The sequence below is a fragment of the Pseudomonas guariconensis genome, from assembly GCF_024127895.1.
GTDB lineage: Bacteria > Pseudomonadota > Gammaproteobacteria > Pseudomonadales > Pseudomonadaceae > Aquipseudomonas > Aquipseudomonas guariconensis_B.
Map to the genome: position 1 here is coordinate 1 of NZ_JAMYBK010000011.1, position 17,190 is coordinate 17,190.

Here is a 17,190-nt window from a genome sequence, read left to right on the forward strand (position 1 = left end):
CATCGCCGATGGTAGTGTGGGGTTTCCCCATGTGAGAGTAGGTCATCGTCAAGATTCATTTCGCAAAACCCCTATCTGCGCGAGCAGGTAGGGGTTTTGTCTTTCTGGCGCTGGGCTGGGGATTGGCGGTGGCCCCATCGCTGGCAAGCCAGCTCCCACAGGTACAGCGCAGACCTGCAAGCCAGCGCCATCCCTGTGGGAGCCGGCTTGCCGGCGATGGGGCGCGAAGCGGCCCCAAAGGCCAGCTCAGCCGCCACCCCTCCAACTTTGCCTATGCAAGCCTTTCGTTCAACCCGCCAGGTGTCCCTTTCTTCGAGCCAGAACACTAGAATAGGGCCCACGTATCCATTCAGACCTTCGATATGCCCAATCCTGTCGATCCCGAAGCGCTGCCCCAATTACCGCTGGACGAACTCGTGGCCTGTCACGAATGCGACCTGCTGATGCGCAAGCCAGTGCTGCAGAATGACGAAAAGGCCCATTGCCCCCGCTGCGGCTACGAGCTCTACGCCCACCGCCATAACGTGGTCAATCGCAGCCTGGCGCTGGTGTTGACGGCCCTGCTGCTCTATGTGCCTGCCAACTTCCTGCCCATCATGCAGTTGCACCTGCTCGGCCAGACCTCCGACGACACCGTCTGGAGTGGCGTCGTCGGCCTGTACAACTCGCAGATGCGCGGCGTCGCCGTGGTGGTGTTCCTGTGCAGCATGGCCATCCCCTTGCTCAAGCTGCTGTGCCAACTGGTCGTGTTGCTGAGCATTCGCCTGAACATCGGACGCAGCCATGGCCTGCTGTTCTACCGCATCTATCACCACCTGCGTGACTGGGGCATGCTCGAGGTGTACTTCATGGGCGTCCTGGTGGCCATCGTCAAGTTGGTCGACCTGGCGGAGCTGACCATAGGCCTTGGCCTTTTCTGTTTCATCAGCCTGCTGCTGGTCCAGGTATGGCTGGAAGTGGTGATGTCGCCACACCAGATCTGGATCGCCCTGTCAGGGGAGGATATCCATGCGGGCGATTGATGCAGGCATCCTGGTCTGCAATGAATGCCATGAGCTGAACCGGCAGGTGCCTGGCGGCGACTCTCAGACCTGCACCCGCTGCGGCGCCGTGGTCCATGCGCGCCGCCCCAACAGCATCGTGCGCACCTGGGCCCTGCTCATCACGGCCTCGATCCTCTACATCCCCGCCAACGTGCTGCCGATCATGACGGTGAGCGCCTTGGGCCAGGGCAGCCCGGACACCATCATGTCCGGCGTCATCACCTTGCTCAAGCACGGCATGTTGCCGATCGCCGCGGTGGTGTTCATCGCCAGCATCCTGGTGCCGACCTTCAAGCTGGTCGGCATCGGCCTGCTGCTCTACTCGGTGCAGCGTCACCAGCCCTTGTCGGCGCGGCAGAGGATCCTGATGTACCGCTTCATCGAATTCATCGGACGCTGGTCCATGCTGGATATTTTCGTCATCGCCATCCTCGTGGCGGTGGTGAATTTTGGCCGCATCGCCAGTGTCGAAGCCAACCTGGGCGCCGTCGCCTTCGCCTCCGTGGTGATCTTGACGATGCTCGCAGCCTTAACTTTCGATCCCCGACTGATCTGGGACAATACGGAGTCGGATGACGACCATGAGTGACATGCCTACGGCTAAAACCCGCCCAGCTTCGAATTGGTCGGCCATCTGGATCCTGCCGCTGATCGCTTTGGTGATCGGTGGCTGGCTGGCCTGGCAGGCCTACCGTGACGCCGGTGTGGAGATCCAGGTCCGCTTCCTCACCGGCGAGGGCATCGTCGCCAACAAGACCGAAGTCATCTACAAGGGCATGTCGGTCGGCAAGGTGAAGAGCCTGGTGCTCGATGTCGAAGGCGACGGCACCGGGGTTATCGCCACCGTCGAGATGAACAAGGCTGCGGAGCCGCACCTGACCACCGGGACGCGCTTCTGGCTGGTCAAGCCGAGCGTCAGCCTGGCTGGCATCTCCGGCCTGGAAACCCTGGTATCGGGTAACTACATCGCCGTGAGCCCAGGCGAAGGCGAGAAGACCAAGCAGTTCACCGCCTTGTCGGAGGCGCCGCCGTTGTCCGACAGCGAGCCGGGCCTGCACCTGACCCTCAAGGCTGATCGCCTCGGTTCGCTCAACCGCGACAGCCCTGTGTTCTACAAGCAAATCCAAGTCGGTCGGGTGAAGAGCTACCGCCTCTCCGAGGACCAGGACACAGTAGAGGTCAAGGTCTTCATCGAGCCGGCCTACGCCAACCTGGTGCGCAAGCACACGCGGTTCTGGAACGCCAGCGGCATCAGTATCGACGCCGACCTGTCTGGTGTGAAGCTGCGCAGCGAATCCCTTGCCAGCATCGTCGCCGGCGGCATCGCCTTCGCCACGCCCGAGCACCGCAAGGACAGCCCGCCCACCGACCCGAGCCTACCGTTCCGCCTGTACGAGGATTTCGACGCCGCCCAGGCGGGGATCCGCGTCAAGGTCAAGCTGAGCGACTACGAGGGCCTGCAGGCCGGTCGTACGCCGGTCATGTACAAGGGGATCCAGGTCGGTTCGCTGAAGACCCTGAAGATCGAGGAAGACCTGTCCAGCGCCTCGGCCGAGCTGACCTTGGATCCGCTGGCCGAAGACTACCTGGTCGATGGCACCCAGTTCTGGGTGGTCAAGCCCTCCATCTCCCTGGCCGGCATCACCGGCCTGGAAGCCTTGGTGAAGGGCAACTACATCGCCATTCGTCCGGGCGAGAAGGGGGCCAGGCCGCAGCGTGAGTTCGAGGCGCGGGCAAAGGCGCCGCCGCTGGACCTCAAGGCCCCGGGTCTGCACATGGTGCTGTTCGCCGACACCCTCGGCTCCCTCGAAGTCGGCAGCCCGGTGACCTATCGCCAGGTCAAGGTCGGCAGTGTGCAGAGCTACCAGTTCGCCCGCGACAGCAAGCGTATCCTGATCGGGGTGCACATCGAGAAGGAGTATGCGAACCTGGTCAACGGCTCCACACGCTTCTGGAACGCCAGCGGCATCACCCTCTCCGGCGGGTTGTCGGGGATCAAGATCAAGAGCGAGTCGCTGCAGACCCTCATGGCCGGTGGCATCGCCTTCGACACGCCCAGGGCCGACGTGCCCCTGAAGCGGCGCATTCCACGCTTTCGCCTGCACGAGAGCCAGGAGGCCGCCGATCGCGCCGGTACCCTCATCACCATCCGTGTCGATCGCGCCGATGGCCTGAAGCCGGGCACCCCGATTCGCTTCCGCGGCCTGGACGTGGGCAGCATCGAGAGCGTCGACCTGACCGCGGACCTGCAGGCAGTCCTGCTCAGGGCACGCATCACCGCCGCGCAGGAGCGCATCGCCCGGGCCGGTACGCGCTTCTGGGTGGTCAAGCCGGCCTTCGGCCTGGTGCGTACCGAGAACCTCGATACCTTGGTGGGTGGCCAGTACCTGGAAGTCCAGCCGGCAGTGCAGGACAGGGGGCCGCAGCGTGATTTCATCGCTCTGCCCGAGGCCCCGGAAGCGGTCGCGCAGCAAGCCGGCCTGCCGCTGACGCTCAGCGCACCGCGCCGTGGCTCGATCAAGCCGGGCGTACCGGTGACCTATCGCGAGGTCACGGTGGGCAAGGTCACCGGCTTCGAGCTGGGGCAGACCGCCGACCGGGTGCTGATCCACATCCTCATCGAGCCTCGCTATGCGGCGTTGGTCCGGGGTGGCAGCCGGTTCTGGAACAGCAGCGGCTTCGGCTTCGACTGGGGGTTGTTCAAGGGCGCCACGGTGCGCACCGAGTCCCTGGAGACCTTGATCGACGGCGGCATTGCTTTCGCAACGCCCGATGGCGAGAAGATGGGTAACCCGGCACGCCCGCAGCAGACCTTTGCCTTGTTCGACAAGCCGGAGGATGAGTGGCTGCAGTGGGCACCGAAGATCCAGATCGCGAAGTGAGGCTGGCCGGTCAGGTAGGGGTTGTAAGCCTGGGGCTGCTTTGCAGCCCATCGCCGGCTCCCGCAGGGTGCGAGTCGACCGCAAATGACGCGGTTTACAGGGGCCCTGTGTGCGTAGGCTTGCCGGCGAACAGGCCAGCTTAGGCACCCGTTATCGATGGCAATGAACACAAATCACAGGCAACAAAAAACCGACCCTAGGGTCGGTTTTTCGACAAGCGTGTCGCTTAGGCAGCTGCAGCTTCTTTCAGCGCCTTGATGTGGCCATTCAGACGGCCTTTGTGGCGAGCAGCCTTGTTCTTGTGGATGATGCCCTTGTCGGCCATACGGTCGATTACAGGCACAGCCAGAATGTAGGCGGCTTGCGCTTTTTCGGCGTCTTTTGCGTCGATGGCCTTGACTACATTCTTGATGTAGGTACGGACCATGGAACGCAGGCTGGCGTTGTGGCTGCGACGCTTCTCAGCCTGTTTTGCACGTTTCTTGGCGGAAGGTGTGTTGGCCACCGTCGAGCTCCTCGAAAGACTTTAGGTAAATAGCAAACAAAATAGGCCGCGAATCATGCCGATCAGTCGAGCGGATGTCAAGGCCACTTGCAGGGTTCCGCCGAGTGGAGCGCAAGCGCGAAGGAATGATTCCTTTCTGCGCAGCGACCTGTAAACTCGGGAGTTTTGGCTTGCCCTGCATAGACGCGCAAGTATCGCATATTCGCGCGCCTTCTGGCAGCGCTCTCCGTCCCAGGCGTGAAACTTTTCGATGAACCTGCTCAAATCCCTGGCCGCGGTCAGCTCCATCACCATGATTTCCCGGGTGCTGGGGTTCGTCCGCGATACCATCCTGGCGCGGGTGTTCGGTGCCGGCATCGCCACCGACGCCTTCTTCATCGCCTTCAAACTGCCCAACCTGCTGCGCCGGATCTTCGCCGAAGGCGCCTTTTCCCAGGCCTTCGTGCCGATCCTGGCCGAATACAAGACCCAGCAGGGCGAGGAGGCGACCCGAACCTTCATCGCCTATGTCAGCGGCTTGCTGACCCTGTCCCTGGCCTTGGTCACCGCCCTGGGTATCCTCGCCGCGCCCTGGGTGGTCTGGGTCACCGCGCCCGGTTTCGTCGACAGCGCCGAGAAATACGAGCTGACCACCGCGCTGCTGCGGGTGACCTTTCCTTATATATTGCTGATCTCGCTGTCCTCGCTGGTCGGGGCAATCCTCAATACCTGGAACCGCTTCTCGGTTCCGGCGTTCACGCCGACCCTGCTGAACGTGGCGATGATCGCCTTCGCCGTGCTGCTGACCCCGTACTTCGACCCGCCGATCATGGCCCTGGCCTGGGGCGTGCTGGCCGGCGGCCTGGCGCAACTGCTGTACCAACTGCCCGCGCTGAAGAAGATCGGCATGCTCGTGCTGCCGCGCCTGAACCTGCGCGACACCGGCGTCTGGCGGGTACTCAAGCAGATGCTGCCGGCGATCCTCGGGGTATCCGTCAGCCAGATCTCGCTGATCATCAACACCGTCTTCGCCTCGTTCCTGGTAGCCGGGTCGGTCTCCTGGATGTACTACGCCGATCGCCTGATGGAGCTGCCTTCGGGCGTGCTGGGCGTGGCCCTGGGCACGATACTGCTGCCGACCCTGGCCAAGACCTACGCCAACCGTGACCGCCAGGAGTACTCGCGGATCCTCGACTGGGGCCTGCGCCTGTGCTTCCTGCTGGTGCTGCCCTGCACCCTGGCCCTGGCGATCCTCGCCGAGCCGCTGACCGTGGCGCTGTTCCAGTACGGCAAGTTCACCGCCTTCGACGCCGCCATGACCCAGCGGGCGCTGATCGCCTATTCCGTCGGCCTGCTGGCGATCATCCTGGTCAAGGTGCTGGCCCCCGGCTTCTATGCGCAGCAGAATATCCGCACGCCGGTGAAGATCGCGATCTTCACCTTGGTCTGCACCCAGCTGTTCAACCTGGCCTTGATCGGCCCGCTCAAGCATGCCGGCCTTGCCCTGGCGATCAGCCTCGGCGCCTGCCTCAACGCAGGCCTGTTGTACTGGAAACTGCGCAGCCAGCAGTTGTTCCAGCCACAGCCGGGCTGGCCCCTGTTCCTGGCCAAGCTGGTCCTGGCGGTGTTGCTGATGTCGGCGGTGCTGCTGGTGGGGATGCACTACATGCCCGCCTGGGCGCAGGGCAACATGCCCGAGCGCTTCCTGCGCCTGGGCGGGTTGATCCTGGCAGGCGTGCTGACCTATTTCGGCTGCCTGTTCCTGTGCGGTTTCCGCCCGCGGCACTTCGCCCGCAAGGCCTTGCACTGAGGCGAGGAGCGGGCCAGGCGTCGGTTTTTCGCATTCCACGCCCCACTGTGGCGCTGCTGCCTGTCACCGGCGCCCGGGTGTGGTTATAATCGGCCACTTTATGAGCAAGAAGCGCGTTATGCAGCTGGTTCGAGGACTTCACAACCTGCGCCCCGAGCACCGGGGCTGTGTCGCCACCATTGGCAACTTCGACGGGGTTCACCGGGGCCACCAGGCGATCCTGGGGCGCCTGCGCGAACGTGGGCAGGAACTTGGCCTGCCGACCTGCGTGGTGATCTTCGAGCCGCAGCCGCGCGAGTACTTCGCCCCCGATACCGCCCCCGCCCGCCTGGCCCGCCTGCGCGACAAGATCGAGCTGCTCGCCGCCGAGGGCATCGACCGGGTGCTGTGCCTGGCCTTCAACCAGCGCCTGAGCAAGCTCGGCGCCGATGAATTCGTCGAGACCATCCTGGTCGACGGCCTGGGCGTGCGTCACCTGGAGGTCGGCGACGATTTCCGCTTCGGCTGCGACCGCTCTGGCGACTTCGCCTTCCTGGTCGAGGCCGGGCGCCAGCATGGCTTCACCGTCGAGGCCGCCAATACCGTCGAGCGGGACGGCCTGCGGGTCAGCAGCACCGAAGTGCGCAATGCCCTGGCCAACGCCGACTTCGTGCTGGCCGAGCACCTGCTGGGCCGCCCCTATTGCATCAGCGGCCGGGTGCTGCACGGCCAGAAGCTGGCCCGCCAGCTCGGCACGCCGACCGCCAATATCCAGCTCAAGCGCCGCCGCGTGCCGCTGAGCGGGGTCTACCTGACCAGCGCCGAGATCGATGGCCAGGTCTGGCCAGGTGTCGCCAACATCGGGGTACGGCCCACCGTCGCCGGTGACGGGCGCCCCCATCTGGAGATTCACCTCCTGGATTTCGCCGGCGACCTGTATGGCCGGCGCCTGACGGTGGAGTTCCACCACAAGCTGCGCGAGGAGCAGCGATTCGCCTCCCTGGAGGCGCTGAAGTCGGCGATCGACGCGGACATCGCCGCCGCACGTGCCCACTGGCACGCTCAACCGCTAACGAAGAGCCTGAAATGACCGACTACAAAGCCACGCTAAACCTTCCGGACACCGCCTTCCCGATGAAGGCCGGCCTGCCTCAGCGCGAACCGCAGATCCTGCAGCGCTGGGACAGCATTGGCCTGTACCAGAAGCTGCGCGAGATTGGCAAGGACCGTCCGAAGTTCGTCCTGCACGACGGCCCGCCCTATGCCAACGGCAAGATCCACATCGGTCATGCGCTGAACAAGATCCTCAAGGACATGATCGTCCGCTCCAAGACCTTGTCGGGCTTCGACGCGCCCTACGTGCCGGGTTGGGACTGCCACGGCCTGCCGATCGAGCACAAGGTCGAGGTCACCCACGGCAAGCACCTGTCCCCGGACCAGACCCGCGAGCTGTGCCGCGCCTACGCCGCCGAGCAGATCGAAGGGCAGAAGACCGAGTTCATCCGCCTGGGCGTGCTGGGTGACTGGGACAACCCCTACAAGACCATGAACTTCGCCAACGAGGCCGGCGAGATCCGCGCCCTGGCCGAAATGGTCAAGCAAGGCTTCGTGTTCAAGGGCCTCAAGCCCGTGAACTGGTGCTTCGACTGCGGCTCGGCCCTGGCCGAGGCCGAGGTCGAGTACGCCGACAAGAAATCCCAGACCATCGACGTGGCCTTCGAGGTCGTCGATGCCGACAAGCTGGCCGCTGCCTTCGGCCTGGCGAGCCTGGCCAAGCCGGCCGCCATCGTGATCTGGACCACCACCCCTTGGACCATCCCGGCCAACCAGGCGCTGAACATCCATCCGGAGTTCAACTACGCCCTGGTCGATACCGGCGAGCGCCTGCTGGTGCTGGCCGAGGAACTGGTCGAGTCGTGCCTCGGGCGCTATGGCCTGGAAGGTTCGGTGATCGCCACCGCGCCGGGCTCGGCGCTGGAGCTGATCAACTTCCGCCACCCGTTCTACGACCGCCTGTCGCCGATCTACCTGGCCGACTACGTCGAGCTGGGCGCCGGTACCGGCGTGGTGCACTCGTCGCCAGCCTACGGCGAGGATGACTTCGTCACCTGCAAGCGCTACGGCATGCTCAACGACGACATCCTCACCCCGGTGCAGAGCAACGGCGTGTACGTGCCGTCGCTGGAATTCTTCGGCGGCCAGTTCATCTGGAAGGCCAACCCGGCCATCGTCGAGAAGCTGCGCGAAGTCGGCGCGCTGATGCACACCGAGACCATCAGCCACAGCTACATGCATTGCTGGCGCCACAAGACCCCACTGATCTACCGTGCCACCGCCCAGTGGTTCGTCGGCATGGACCGCCAGCCCAACAGCGGCGATACCCTGCGCGAGCGCGCCCTCAAGGCCATCGAAGAAACCAAGTTCGTGCCGTCCTGGGGCCAGGCGCGTCTGCACGCGATGATCGCCAACCGTCCCGACTGGTGCATCTCGCGTCAGCGCAACTGGGGCGTGCCGATCCCGTTCTTCCTCGACAAGCAGACCGGCGAGCTGCACCCACGCACCGTCGAGCTGATGGAGGAAGTGGCCAAGCGCGTCGAGCAGGAAGGCATCGAGGCCTGGTTCAAGCTGGACGCCGCCGAGCTGCTCGGTGATGAAGCCGCCCAGTACGACAAGATCACCGATACCCTGGACGTCTGGTTTGACTCCGGCACCACCCACTGGCATGTGCTGCGCGGCTCCCATGACATCGGCCACGCCACCGGACCGCGCGCCGATCTGTACCTGGAAGGTTCCGACCAGCACCGTGGCTGGTTCCATTCCTCGCTGTTGACCGGCTGCGCCATCGACAACCACGCGCCGTACCGCGAACTGCTGACCCACGGCTTCACCGTGGACGAGAGCGGCCGCAAGATGTCCAAGTCGCTGGGCAACACCATCGAGCCGCAGAAGGTCAACGACACCCTGGGTGCCGACATCCTGCGCCTGTGGGTCGCCGCCACCGACTATTCCGGCGAGATGGCCGTGTCCGAGCAGATCCTGCAGCGCAGTGCCGACGCCTACCGCCGTATCCGCAACACCGCGCGCTTCTTGCTCTCCAACCTGACCGGCTTCGACCCGGCCCGTGACCTGCTGCCGGCCGAAGAGATGCTGGCGCTGGACCGTTGGGCGGTCGACCGTACCCTGCTGCTGCAGCGCGAGCTGCAAGAGCACTACGGCGAGTACCGCTTCTGGAACGTCTATTCCAAGGTGCACAACTTCTGCGTCCAGGAGCTGGGCGGCTTCTACCTCGACATCATCAAGGACCGTCAGTACACCACTGGTGCCAACAGCGTCGCCCGCCGCTCCTGCCAGACCGCGCTGTACCACATCAGCGAGGCCCTGGTGCGCTGGATCGCGCCGATCCTGGCGTTCACCGCCGACGAGATCTGGCAGTACCTGCCAGGCGAGCGCAACGAGTCGGTCATGCTCAACACCTGGTACGAAGGCCTGGCCGAGCTGCCCGAAGGCTTCGAGCTGGATCGCACCTACTGGGATCGCGTCATGGCGGTCAAGGCGGCGGTCAACAAGGAGCTGGAGAACCAGCGCGCGGCCAAGGCCATCGGCGGCAACCTGCAGGCCGAGGTGACCCTGTTCGCCGAGCAAGGGCTCAGCGCTGACCTGGCCAAGCTGGGCGACGAGCTGCGCTTCGTGCTGATCACCTCCGCCGCCAGCGTGGTGCCGTTCGTCCAGGCGCCGGCCGATGCCGTGACAACCGAGGTCGAAGGCCTCAAGCTGAAAGTCGTCAAGTCCGGCCATGCCAAGTGCGGCCGCTGCTGGCACTTCCGCGCCGACGTCGGCAGCCATCCGGAGTACCCGGAGATCTGTGGCCGTTGCGTAGACAACATCAGCGGTTCCGGCGAGGTGCGTCACTATGCCTAACCCTGCTGCGGGGCGCTTCGGGCGCCTTGCCTGGCTCTGGCTGAGCCTGGTGGTCCTGGTCCTCGACCAGGCCACCAAGGTCTATTTCGAGGGGGCCCTGAGCCTGTATCAGCAGATCGTGGTCATCCCCGACTACTTCAGCTGGACCCTGGCCTACAACACCGGCGCCGCCTTCAGCTTCCTCGCCGACAGCTCCGGCTGGCAGCGCTGGCTGTTCGCCCTGATCGCCCTGGTGGTCAGCGCGGTGCTGGTGGTCTGGCTCAAGCGCCTGGGGCGCAACGAGACCTGGCTGGCCATCGCCCTGGCCCTGGTGCTGGGGGGCGCGCTGGGCAACCTGTACGACCGCATCGTGCTGGGGCACGTGGTCGACTTCATCCTGGTGCACTGGCAGAACCGCTGGTATTTCCCGGCCTTCAACCTGGCCGACAGTGCCATTACCGTTGGCGCGGTGATGCTGGCGCTGGATATGTTCAAGAGCAAGAAGTCCGGAGAACCTGTCCATGACTGAGACCCGTATCGGCCAGAACACCGAAGTCACCCTGCACTTCGCGTTGCACCTGGAAAACGGCGACACCGTCGACAGCACCTTCGACAAGGCACCGGCCTGCTTCAAGGTCGGTGATGGTAACCTGCTGCCCGGCTTCGAAGCCGCCCTGTTCGGCTTCAAGGCCGGTGACAAGCGCACCCTGACCATCGCTCCGGAGAACGCCTTCGGCCAGCCGAACCCGCAGAACGTGCAGGTGATGCCGCGCTCGCAGTTCACCGACATGGCGCTTTCCGAAGGCCTGCTGGTGATCTTCAACGATGCCGCCAACGCCGAGTTGCCGGGCGTGGTCAAGGCTTTCGACGACAACCAGGTGACCATCGACTTCAATCACCCACTGGCTGGCAAGACCCTGAACTTCGAGGTGGAGATCCTCGAGGTGAAGGCGCTGTAAGCCTGGAGCCGAGCATGCAAATCAAACTCGCCAACCCTCGCGGCTTCTGCGCGGGGGTCGACCGGGCGATCGAGATCGTCAACCGGGCCCTGGAAGTCTTCGGCCCGCCGATCTACGTGCGCCACGAAGTGGTGCACAACAAGTTCGTGGTCGAAGACCTGCGCAATCGCGGTGCTATTTTCGTCGAAGAACTCGACCAGGTGCCGGACGATGTCATCGTCATCTTCAGCGCCCACGGTGTTTCCCAGGCCGTGCGCCAGGAAGCGGCCGGCCGCGGCCTCAAGGTGTTCGATGCCACCTGCCCGCTGGTCACCAAGGTGCACATCGAGGTGGCCAAGTACAGCCGCGACGGCCGGGAATGTATCCTCATCGGCCATGCCGGGCATCCGGAGGTCGAGGGCACCATGGGCCAGTACGACGCCAGCAATGGCGGCTCGATCTACCTGGTCGAGGACGAGCAGGATGTCGCCAACCTGCAGGTGCGCGACCCGGATCACCTGGCCTTCGTCACCCAGACCACCCTGTCGATGGACGACACCAGCCGGGTCATCGATGCCCTGCGCGCGCGCTTTCCGAACATCGGCGGGCCACGCAAGGACGATATCTGCTATGCCACCCAGAACCGCCAGGATGCGGTCAAGCAACTGGCCGGCGAGTGCGATGTGGTCCTGGTGGTCGGCAGCCCCAACAGCTCCAACTCCAACCGCCTGCGCGAACTGGCCGAGCGCATGGGTACCCCGGCCTACCTGATCGACGGTGCCGAGGACTTGCAGCAAGGCTGGTTCGAGGGCGTCGCGCGTATCGGCATCACCGCTGGCGCCTCGGCCCCCGAGGTGCTGGTGCGTGGCGTGATCGACCAGCTCAGGGCCTGGGGCGCCAGCGGCGCCGAAGAGCTCGATGGCCGCGAGGAGAACATCACCTTCTCCATGCCCAAGGAGCTGCGGGTTCGCTCGCTGATCTGATCAGCGGCCTGCGCACAGTGGCGGATCAGCCGTCCCGGTGCGCAGGCTGATCCTGCCGCTGGGGGCGAGCACCACCTGCAAATGACTCGCTTGCGTGGTGCCCTGGCAGATCTCGAAGGTGCCCCCCAGAAACGCGCCGTTGCCACGCAGCGGAACCCCCAAGCCACTGAATTTCACTTCATTGCCCAGGTTACCGACGACCTTGAGCCTGCGGCCCAGGCGTCGCTCGTGCAGCAATTGCCCATCGTGCGCCAGCAGCGTACGCCAGCCGATCCCCCAGTCGTTTTGCAGTGCCCGAACCAGCACCGTTTGCTGTCGCAGCAAGGCATGGCCGCGTGCATTGCGCAGTGCATGTGCCAGCTCGCGGGCCGCAGCGGCCTGGTGCAGGCCTTCGCTGAGATGGTTGTAGGCCGGTATGCCCACCTGTGTCAGCAGGCTGACCAGCGCCAGCGCGCACAGGGTTTGTATCAGTGTTACTCCCTGTTGCTTCACCGTGCATTCCTCCCTGGAAGTGCTTCGCTGTAGCTTCGAGGCCGATGGGCAGAAGGTCCAGTCGGCCAGGTAGGAGAGGGCGGCAGGGAAAATTCGCAGGAGGCGCAGGATGCGGACAAAGGAATGCGGCATGACGTTGCTGGAGGTGTTGCTGGCGATGGGAGTACTGGCGCTCGGGCTGTTCGCCACCGCCGCCTTGCAAGTGCGTGCCTTGCAGGTGCTCGACAACACGCGGCGCGATAGCCAGGCGATCCACCTGGCGCAGGGGCTGCTCGAGCGGGCGAGGGCGGCGGGCCGGTTGGAGGCGGGCGAGCAGGCCGGCTGGCAGGCACGAATCCGGCAGGTGCTCGGTGGGGCAGCCGAGGGGCGGGTGCGGCGTAGCGGGGCGAACGTCGTGCTGGAAATCCATTGGCTGGAGGCCCGGGAGGGGACGCAACAGTCCGTCAGCCTGCAGGGCAGGGTACTGCCATGAGCAGGGCCCAGGCCGGTTTTGGCCTGCTGGAAGCATTGTTGGCGTTGGCGCTGGGCCTGATGCTGCTGGCGGCAGCGAGCCAGGTGTTCGTCGCCGCCTACCAGGCCTGGCGCCTGCAAGGCGCGGCGGCACGCCTGCAGGACGATGCCCGGCTGGCGCTGCACAGAATGGCCCAGGACATCCGCATGACAGGCATGTCCGGGTGCCTGCGCCAACAGGCGATCACGTTCGATACGGCCGCTGCCGCCCAGGCGTTTGCCCAACCGCTACGGATCACCCTGGCCGGCGATGGGCGCCTGGACAGCCTGAGCCTGGTGCTGGAGCAACTGCCGGGCAGCGCCAGGCAGCCAGCCTGGACCTTGCTGACCGATTGCCGCAGTTGGGCGCAGGTCAAGGAAGGGCGCCACCCCGGCAACGAGCGGACATTGGCATTCCCCATCGCCCGGATCAGCTATCAACTGCGTGCGGGCAACTTGAGGCGGATGAGCGGCAGTCAGGCCGAGGCGTTGATCGACCACGTTCGCGACCTGCGTGCGACCTTGGTGCCGACGGCGGAGGGCGGGCGCGTGGACCTGCAACTGACGCTGTTCGAGCCGCAACAGCGGATCGAGTTGCAGCACGAGCTGAGCGTGGCCCTGCGCAACCGGTTGCCCGAACCATGAGGCGCCAGCGCGGCATGGTCCTGCTGGTGGGGCTTCTGCTCAGCCTGTTGCTGGGGCTGCTCAGTGCTTCGGCCCTGCACGATGCCCTGATCCAGGCGCGCCTGGGCGGCCTGCTGCTGGCGAACGCACGAGCCCTGGAGCAGGCCGAAGCAGCCTTGCTCGAGGGGGCGGCCCGGTTGCTGCTGGCGCCTCCAGCACCTTGCCAGGCCTGCCTGCCGCCTCCTGACGCCCATGATGTGCAGGGCGGGGACCTGTCATGGCAGCGTACGGAAAACGGATTCTTCCTGTTACAGAACCTGGGCGAAAGCGCCCTGGCGGCACAGGTCCCTGAAGGTGTGCAGGTGACCCTCTACAGGGTCACCGCCGTCAGCCGCGAGCGCCAGGCGCGGCATGTGCTGGAGGCTGTGTACGCCCTGCAGGCCGACCAGGCTGTAGCGCCACGGCGGCTTCTGTGGCGCCAGCGATTGAGAGGACAATGACATGCAGCAAGGCCTGAGCCTGATCGAATTGTTGATTGTCGTGGCCGTGACCGGCATTCTGGCAGCCATTGCCTACCCCAGTTACCACGACCCGTTGAGACGTGCCGCGCGAAGCGAAGTGGTCGGCCTGCTGCACGATGCCGCCCTGCGCCTGGAGCGCCACCATGCACGTACCGGCCAGTATGCCGACAGTGACCAGCAGCAGACGCCATTGCCCGCCGGCAGCCGCTACTACAGCCTGCAGGCAGAGCGTGGCGACGACAGTTTCCGCCTGCTCGCCAGGCGCCTGCCCGGCGCTCTGATGGCGGACGATGGTTGTGGTGACTACCAGCTCGACCAGGCCGGTGTGCGGAGCAATCCGGGGGCTGTCGAGCCCGCCGAGGGCTGTTGGGGTAGCTGAAGGTCGCGTTTATTTCAGGTAGTGGATCGACGGATGAGCAAGCAAGTAGTGATTGTCGGTGGCGGGGTCATTGGCCTGCTGACAGCGTTCAACCTGGCGCCCAAGGTCGGCCAGGTGGTGGTGTGCGACCAGGGTGAAGTGGGGCGCGAGTCGTCCTGGGCCGGTGGCGGTATCGTCTCGCCCCTGTACCCCTGGCGCTACAGCCCGGCGGTGACGGCACTGGCGCACTGGTCGCAGGATTTCTATCCACAGCTGGGCGAGCGCCTGTACGCGAGCACGGGGATCGACCCCGAGGTGCACACCACCGGCCTGTACTGGTTGGACCTGGACGACGAGGCCGAGGCCCTGGCCTGGGCCAGGCGCGAGCAGCGGCCACTGAGCGCCGTGGATATCTCGGCGGCCTACGATGCGGTGCCGGTGCTCGGCCCAGGCTTCACGCGCGCCATCTACATGGCGGGTGTAGCCAACGTGCGTAATCCACGCCTGGTGAAATCGTTGAAGGCAGCCCTGCAGGCCCTGCCTAACGTGACCTTGCGCGAGCACTGCCAGGTCACCGGGTTCCGCCAGGAAGGCGGGCGGGTCACCGGTGTGCACACCGCCGAAGGCATGCTGGCGGCCGATGACGTGGTGCTCAGCGCGGGTGCCTGGAGTGGCGAGCTGTTGCTCACCCTCGGCCTGGCGCTGCCGGTGGAGCCGGTGAAGGGCCAGATGATCCTGTTCAAGTGTGCCGAGGACTTCCTGCCGAGCATGGTCCTGGCCAAGGGACGCTATGCCATCCCACGGCGCGACGGGCACATCCTGGTCGGCAGTACCTTGGAACATGCTGGCTACGACAAGACCCCGACCGTGGACGCGCTGGAAAGCCTCAAGGCCTCGGCGGTCGAACTCCTGCCGGCGTTGGCCGATGCCACCCCGGTGGCGCACTGGGCCGGGCTGCGTCCGGGGTCGCCCGAAGGTATTCCCTACATCGGCCCGGTGCCGGGGCATGAGGGGTTATGGCTGAACTGCGGGCATTACCGCAACGGGCTGGTGCTGGCGCCGGCGTCGTGCCAGTTGTTCACCGACCTGTTGACCGGCAGCCAGCCGATCATCGATCCGGTGCCCTATGCCCCGGCAGGGCGCCTGGGCTGAAGACTGGGGCTGCAAAGCAGCCCCCAACGCCACTCGAGAGATCAAGCCCTCCCGCAAATCACACACTCTGTGGCTGACTCGATCCCGGGGCGCCGAACCGCCGCGAACAGGGTTCAACGCACAGCCCCTCAACCAACGACCGGTTCCTGCAAATGCCGGCTCGGATAGTGCTGTTCATAGACCTTGCACACCCTCAGCACCTGCTCATCGGCAAACCGCCCGGCCACTACCTGCAATCCCACCGGCAGCCCTTCCCGAGTAAAACCGCAAGGCACCGAAGCCGCTGGCTGCTGGGTCAGGTTGAAGGGGTAACTGAACGGCGTCCATTCCATCCACTGCGCCATCGCCGACCCAGGCGGTACGTTGTGCCCCGCTTCGAAAGCCACCAGTGGCAGCATCGGTGACACCAGCACGTCGTAACGCTGGTGGAAGGCGTTCATCCGCGCCACCAGTTCCGCCCGTGCCTCAAGGGCCAGGGTGTACTCGTCTAGGCCGATCCGCGCCCCTTGTTCGGCGATCCACCGCAACCCTGGGTCGAGCAGCGCCCGCTGTTCATCCGAGAGCTGGCCAGCCAGCCGGGCAGCACCGGCGAACCACAAGGTATTGAACGCCTGCAGCGGGTCGGCGAACCCTGGGTCAACTTCCTCCACCTGCGCGCCCAGCCGCGCCAGGCGTTGCACCGCCTGGGCCACCAGCGCCTGTATCTGTGGATCGACCTGCACGTAGCCGAAATCGGCACTGTAGGCGATGCGCAGACCGCTCAGGTTTTGTTCGTCGCCCAGCCAGGGCGTTCGCCGTGGCGCGCCGGCCAAGCCGTCGCGTGGATCCGGCTGGGCTACGCAATCGAGCATCAGCACGGCATCGTCGACCGTGCGGGTCATTGGCCCCAAGTGCGACAGCAGGGTCATGGCACTGGCCGGCCACTGCGGCACATAGCCAAAGGTCGGTTTGATGCCGAAGGTGCCGGTGAAGGCACAGGGAATGCGGATCGAGCCGCCTGCGTCGCTGCCCTGGTGCAGCACGCCGAGGTTGAGCGCCGCCGCGGCGGCCGCGCCACCCGAGGAGCCGCCGGCGGTCAGGCGAGTGTCCCAGGGGTTGCGGGTGATGCCGTACAACGGGTTGTCGGTGACGCCCTTCCAGCCGAACTCCGGGGTGGTGGTCTTGCCCACCAGCACTGCGCCGGCCTCGCGCATGAACGCGCTGAATGGCGCATCCACCTCCCACGGCCCGGCCGCCGACGTGGTCCGTGAGCCCTTGCGGGTCGGCATGCCGCGGGTCAGGGTAAGGTCCTTGATCGAGGTCGGCAGGCCATCCAGCCTGCCACAGGGCTCGCCACGCCGCCAGCGCTGCTCGCTGGCGCGGGCAGAGGCGCGGGCGCCTTCGCCATCCACATGGCAGTAGGCATTCACCACCGGGTTGTAGCGGTCGATGCGCGCCAGTACATCGTCGATCACTTCCACGGGAGACAGCTGGCGGCGCTGGTACAGGTCGAGCAACTCGAGGGCGGTCAGTTCGCCGATGCAGGTTTTGCCGGTCAT

General features: G+C 65.3%; 17 protein-coding genes. 14 read left to right on the plus strand and 3 right to left on the minus strand.

Annotated elements, in window-relative coordinates:
- The first annotated feature begins 362 nt into the window (after positions 1-362).
- From NJF35_RS13420 to NJF35_RS13430, 3 genes are read left to right on the plus strand one after another with little or no spacing between them, the layout of a single operon-like run.
- On the plus strand, positions 363-1,022 hold the full coding sequence (locus tag NJF35_RS13420) for a paraquat-inducible protein A (RefSeq protein ID WP_225789508.1): 660 nt from the start codon (positions 363-365) through the stop codon (positions 1,020-1,022).
- Entirely contained in the window at positions 1,009-1,632 is a 624-nt protein-coding gene (locus NJF35_RS13425; RefSeq protein WP_225789509.1) for a paraquat-inducible protein A, read from the plus strand. Before NJF35_RS13420 ends, NJF35_RS13425 begins: the two co-directional genes overlap by 14 nt.
- Positions 1,625-3,925: a PqiB family protein gene (locus NJF35_RS13430; RefSeq protein ID WP_225789510.1), complete on the plus strand. Its 2,301-nt coding sequence runs from the start codon at positions 1,625-1,627 to the stop codon at positions 3,923-3,925. Before NJF35_RS13425 ends, NJF35_RS13430 begins: the two co-directional genes overlap by 8 nt.
- Before the next feature lie 226 nt (positions 3,926-4,151).
- Here the strand turns inward: NJF35_RS13430 and rpsT are convergent, their stop codons facing one another.
- Positions 4,152-4,430: a 30S ribosomal protein S20 gene (gene rpsT, locus NJF35_RS13435; protein ID WP_023382471.1), complete on the minus strand. Its 279-nt coding sequence runs from the start codon at positions 4,428-4,430 to the stop codon at positions 4,152-4,154.
- A 250-nt stretch (positions 4,431-4,680) separates the two neighbouring features.
- On the opposite strand from rpsT, the gene murJ reads away from it, so the two are divergent.
- From murJ to ispH, 6 genes are all read left to right on the plus strand, one after another.
- Entirely contained in the window at positions 4,681-6,219 is a 1,539-nt protein-coding gene (gene murJ / locus NJF35_RS13440; protein WP_225789511.1) for a murein biosynthesis integral membrane protein MurJ, read from the plus strand.
- A 118-nt stretch (positions 6,220-6,337) separates the two neighbouring features.
- On the plus strand, positions 6,338-7,288 hold the full coding sequence (gene ribF / locus NJF35_RS13445) for a bifunctional riboflavin kinase/FAD synthetase (protein ID WP_225789512.1): 951 nt from the start codon (positions 6,338-6,340) through the stop codon (positions 7,286-7,288).
- A complete protein-coding gene (gene ileS, locus NJF35_RS13450; protein ID WP_225789513.1) occupies positions 7,285-10,116 on the plus strand; it encodes an isoleucine--tRNA ligase in 2,832 nt (943 codons plus the stop codon). The genes ribF and ileS overlap by 4 nt, the downstream gene beginning before the upstream one ends.
- A complete protein-coding gene (gene lspA, locus NJF35_RS13455; RefSeq protein WP_225789514.1) occupies positions 10,109-10,624 on the plus strand; it encodes a signal peptidase II in 516 nt (171 codons plus the stop codon). Before ileS ends, lspA begins: the two co-directional genes overlap by 8 nt.
- A complete protein-coding gene (gene fkpB, locus NJF35_RS13460; RefSeq protein WP_225789515.1) occupies positions 10,617-11,054 on the plus strand; it encodes an FKBP-type peptidyl-prolyl cis-trans isomerase in 438 nt (145 codons plus the stop codon). Before lspA ends, fkpB begins: the two co-directional genes overlap by 8 nt.
- A gap of 14 nt (positions 11,055-11,068) precedes the next feature.
- Complete coding sequence (gene ispH / locus NJF35_RS13465; protein ID WP_225789516.1) at positions 11,069-12,016, plus strand: 4-hydroxy-3-methylbut-2-enyl diphosphate reductase; 948 nt, start codon at positions 11,069-11,071, stop codon at positions 12,014-12,016.
- Here the strand turns inward: ispH and NJF35_RS13470 are convergent, their stop codons facing one another.
- Positions 12,017-12,508, minus strand: coding sequence for a GspH/FimT family pseudopilin (locus NJF35_RS13470; RefSeq protein WP_225789517.1), 492 nt, complete (start codon positions 12,506-12,508; stop codon positions 12,017-12,019).
- Between the two features lie 109 nt (positions 12,509-12,617).
- On the opposite strand from NJF35_RS13470, the gene NJF35_RS13475 reads away from it, so the two are divergent.
- From NJF35_RS13475 to thiO, 5 genes are read left to right on the plus strand one after another with little or no spacing between them, the layout of a single operon-like run.
- A complete protein-coding gene (locus tag NJF35_RS13475; protein ID WP_225789518.1) occupies positions 12,618-12,980 on the plus strand; it encodes a prepilin-type N-terminal cleavage/methylation domain-containing protein in 363 nt (120 codons plus the stop codon).
- The gene (locus NJF35_RS13480; protein ID WP_225789519.1) at positions 12,977-13,642 is read left to right on the plus strand and encodes a PilW family protein; all 666 of its coding nucleotides are present in this window, start codon (positions 12,977-12,979) and stop codon (positions 13,640-13,642) included. Before NJF35_RS13475 ends, NJF35_RS13480 begins: the two co-directional genes overlap by 4 nt.
- The gene (locus tag NJF35_RS13485) at positions 13,639-14,121 is read left to right on the plus strand and encodes a hypothetical protein (RefSeq protein WP_225789520.1); all 483 of its coding nucleotides are present in this window, start codon (positions 13,639-13,641) and stop codon (positions 14,119-14,121) included. Before NJF35_RS13480 ends, NJF35_RS13485 begins: the two co-directional genes overlap by 4 nt.
- Before the next feature lies 1 nt (position 14,122).
- The gene (locus tag NJF35_RS13490) at positions 14,123-14,521 is read left to right on the plus strand and encodes a type IV pilin protein (RefSeq protein WP_225789521.1); all 399 of its coding nucleotides are present in this window, start codon (positions 14,123-14,125) and stop codon (positions 14,519-14,521) included.
- Positions 14,522-14,554: 33 nt separating this feature from the next.
- A complete protein-coding gene (gene thiO / locus NJF35_RS13495; protein ID WP_225789522.1) occupies positions 14,555-15,652 on the plus strand; it encodes a glycine oxidase ThiO in 1,098 nt (365 codons plus the stop codon).
- Positions 15,653-15,780: 128 nt separating this feature from the next.
- Here the strand turns inward: thiO and NJF35_RS13500 are convergent, their stop codons facing one another.
- A complete protein-coding gene (locus NJF35_RS13500) occupies positions 15,781-17,190 on the minus strand; it encodes an amidase (protein WP_225789523.1) in 1,410 nt (469 codons plus the stop codon).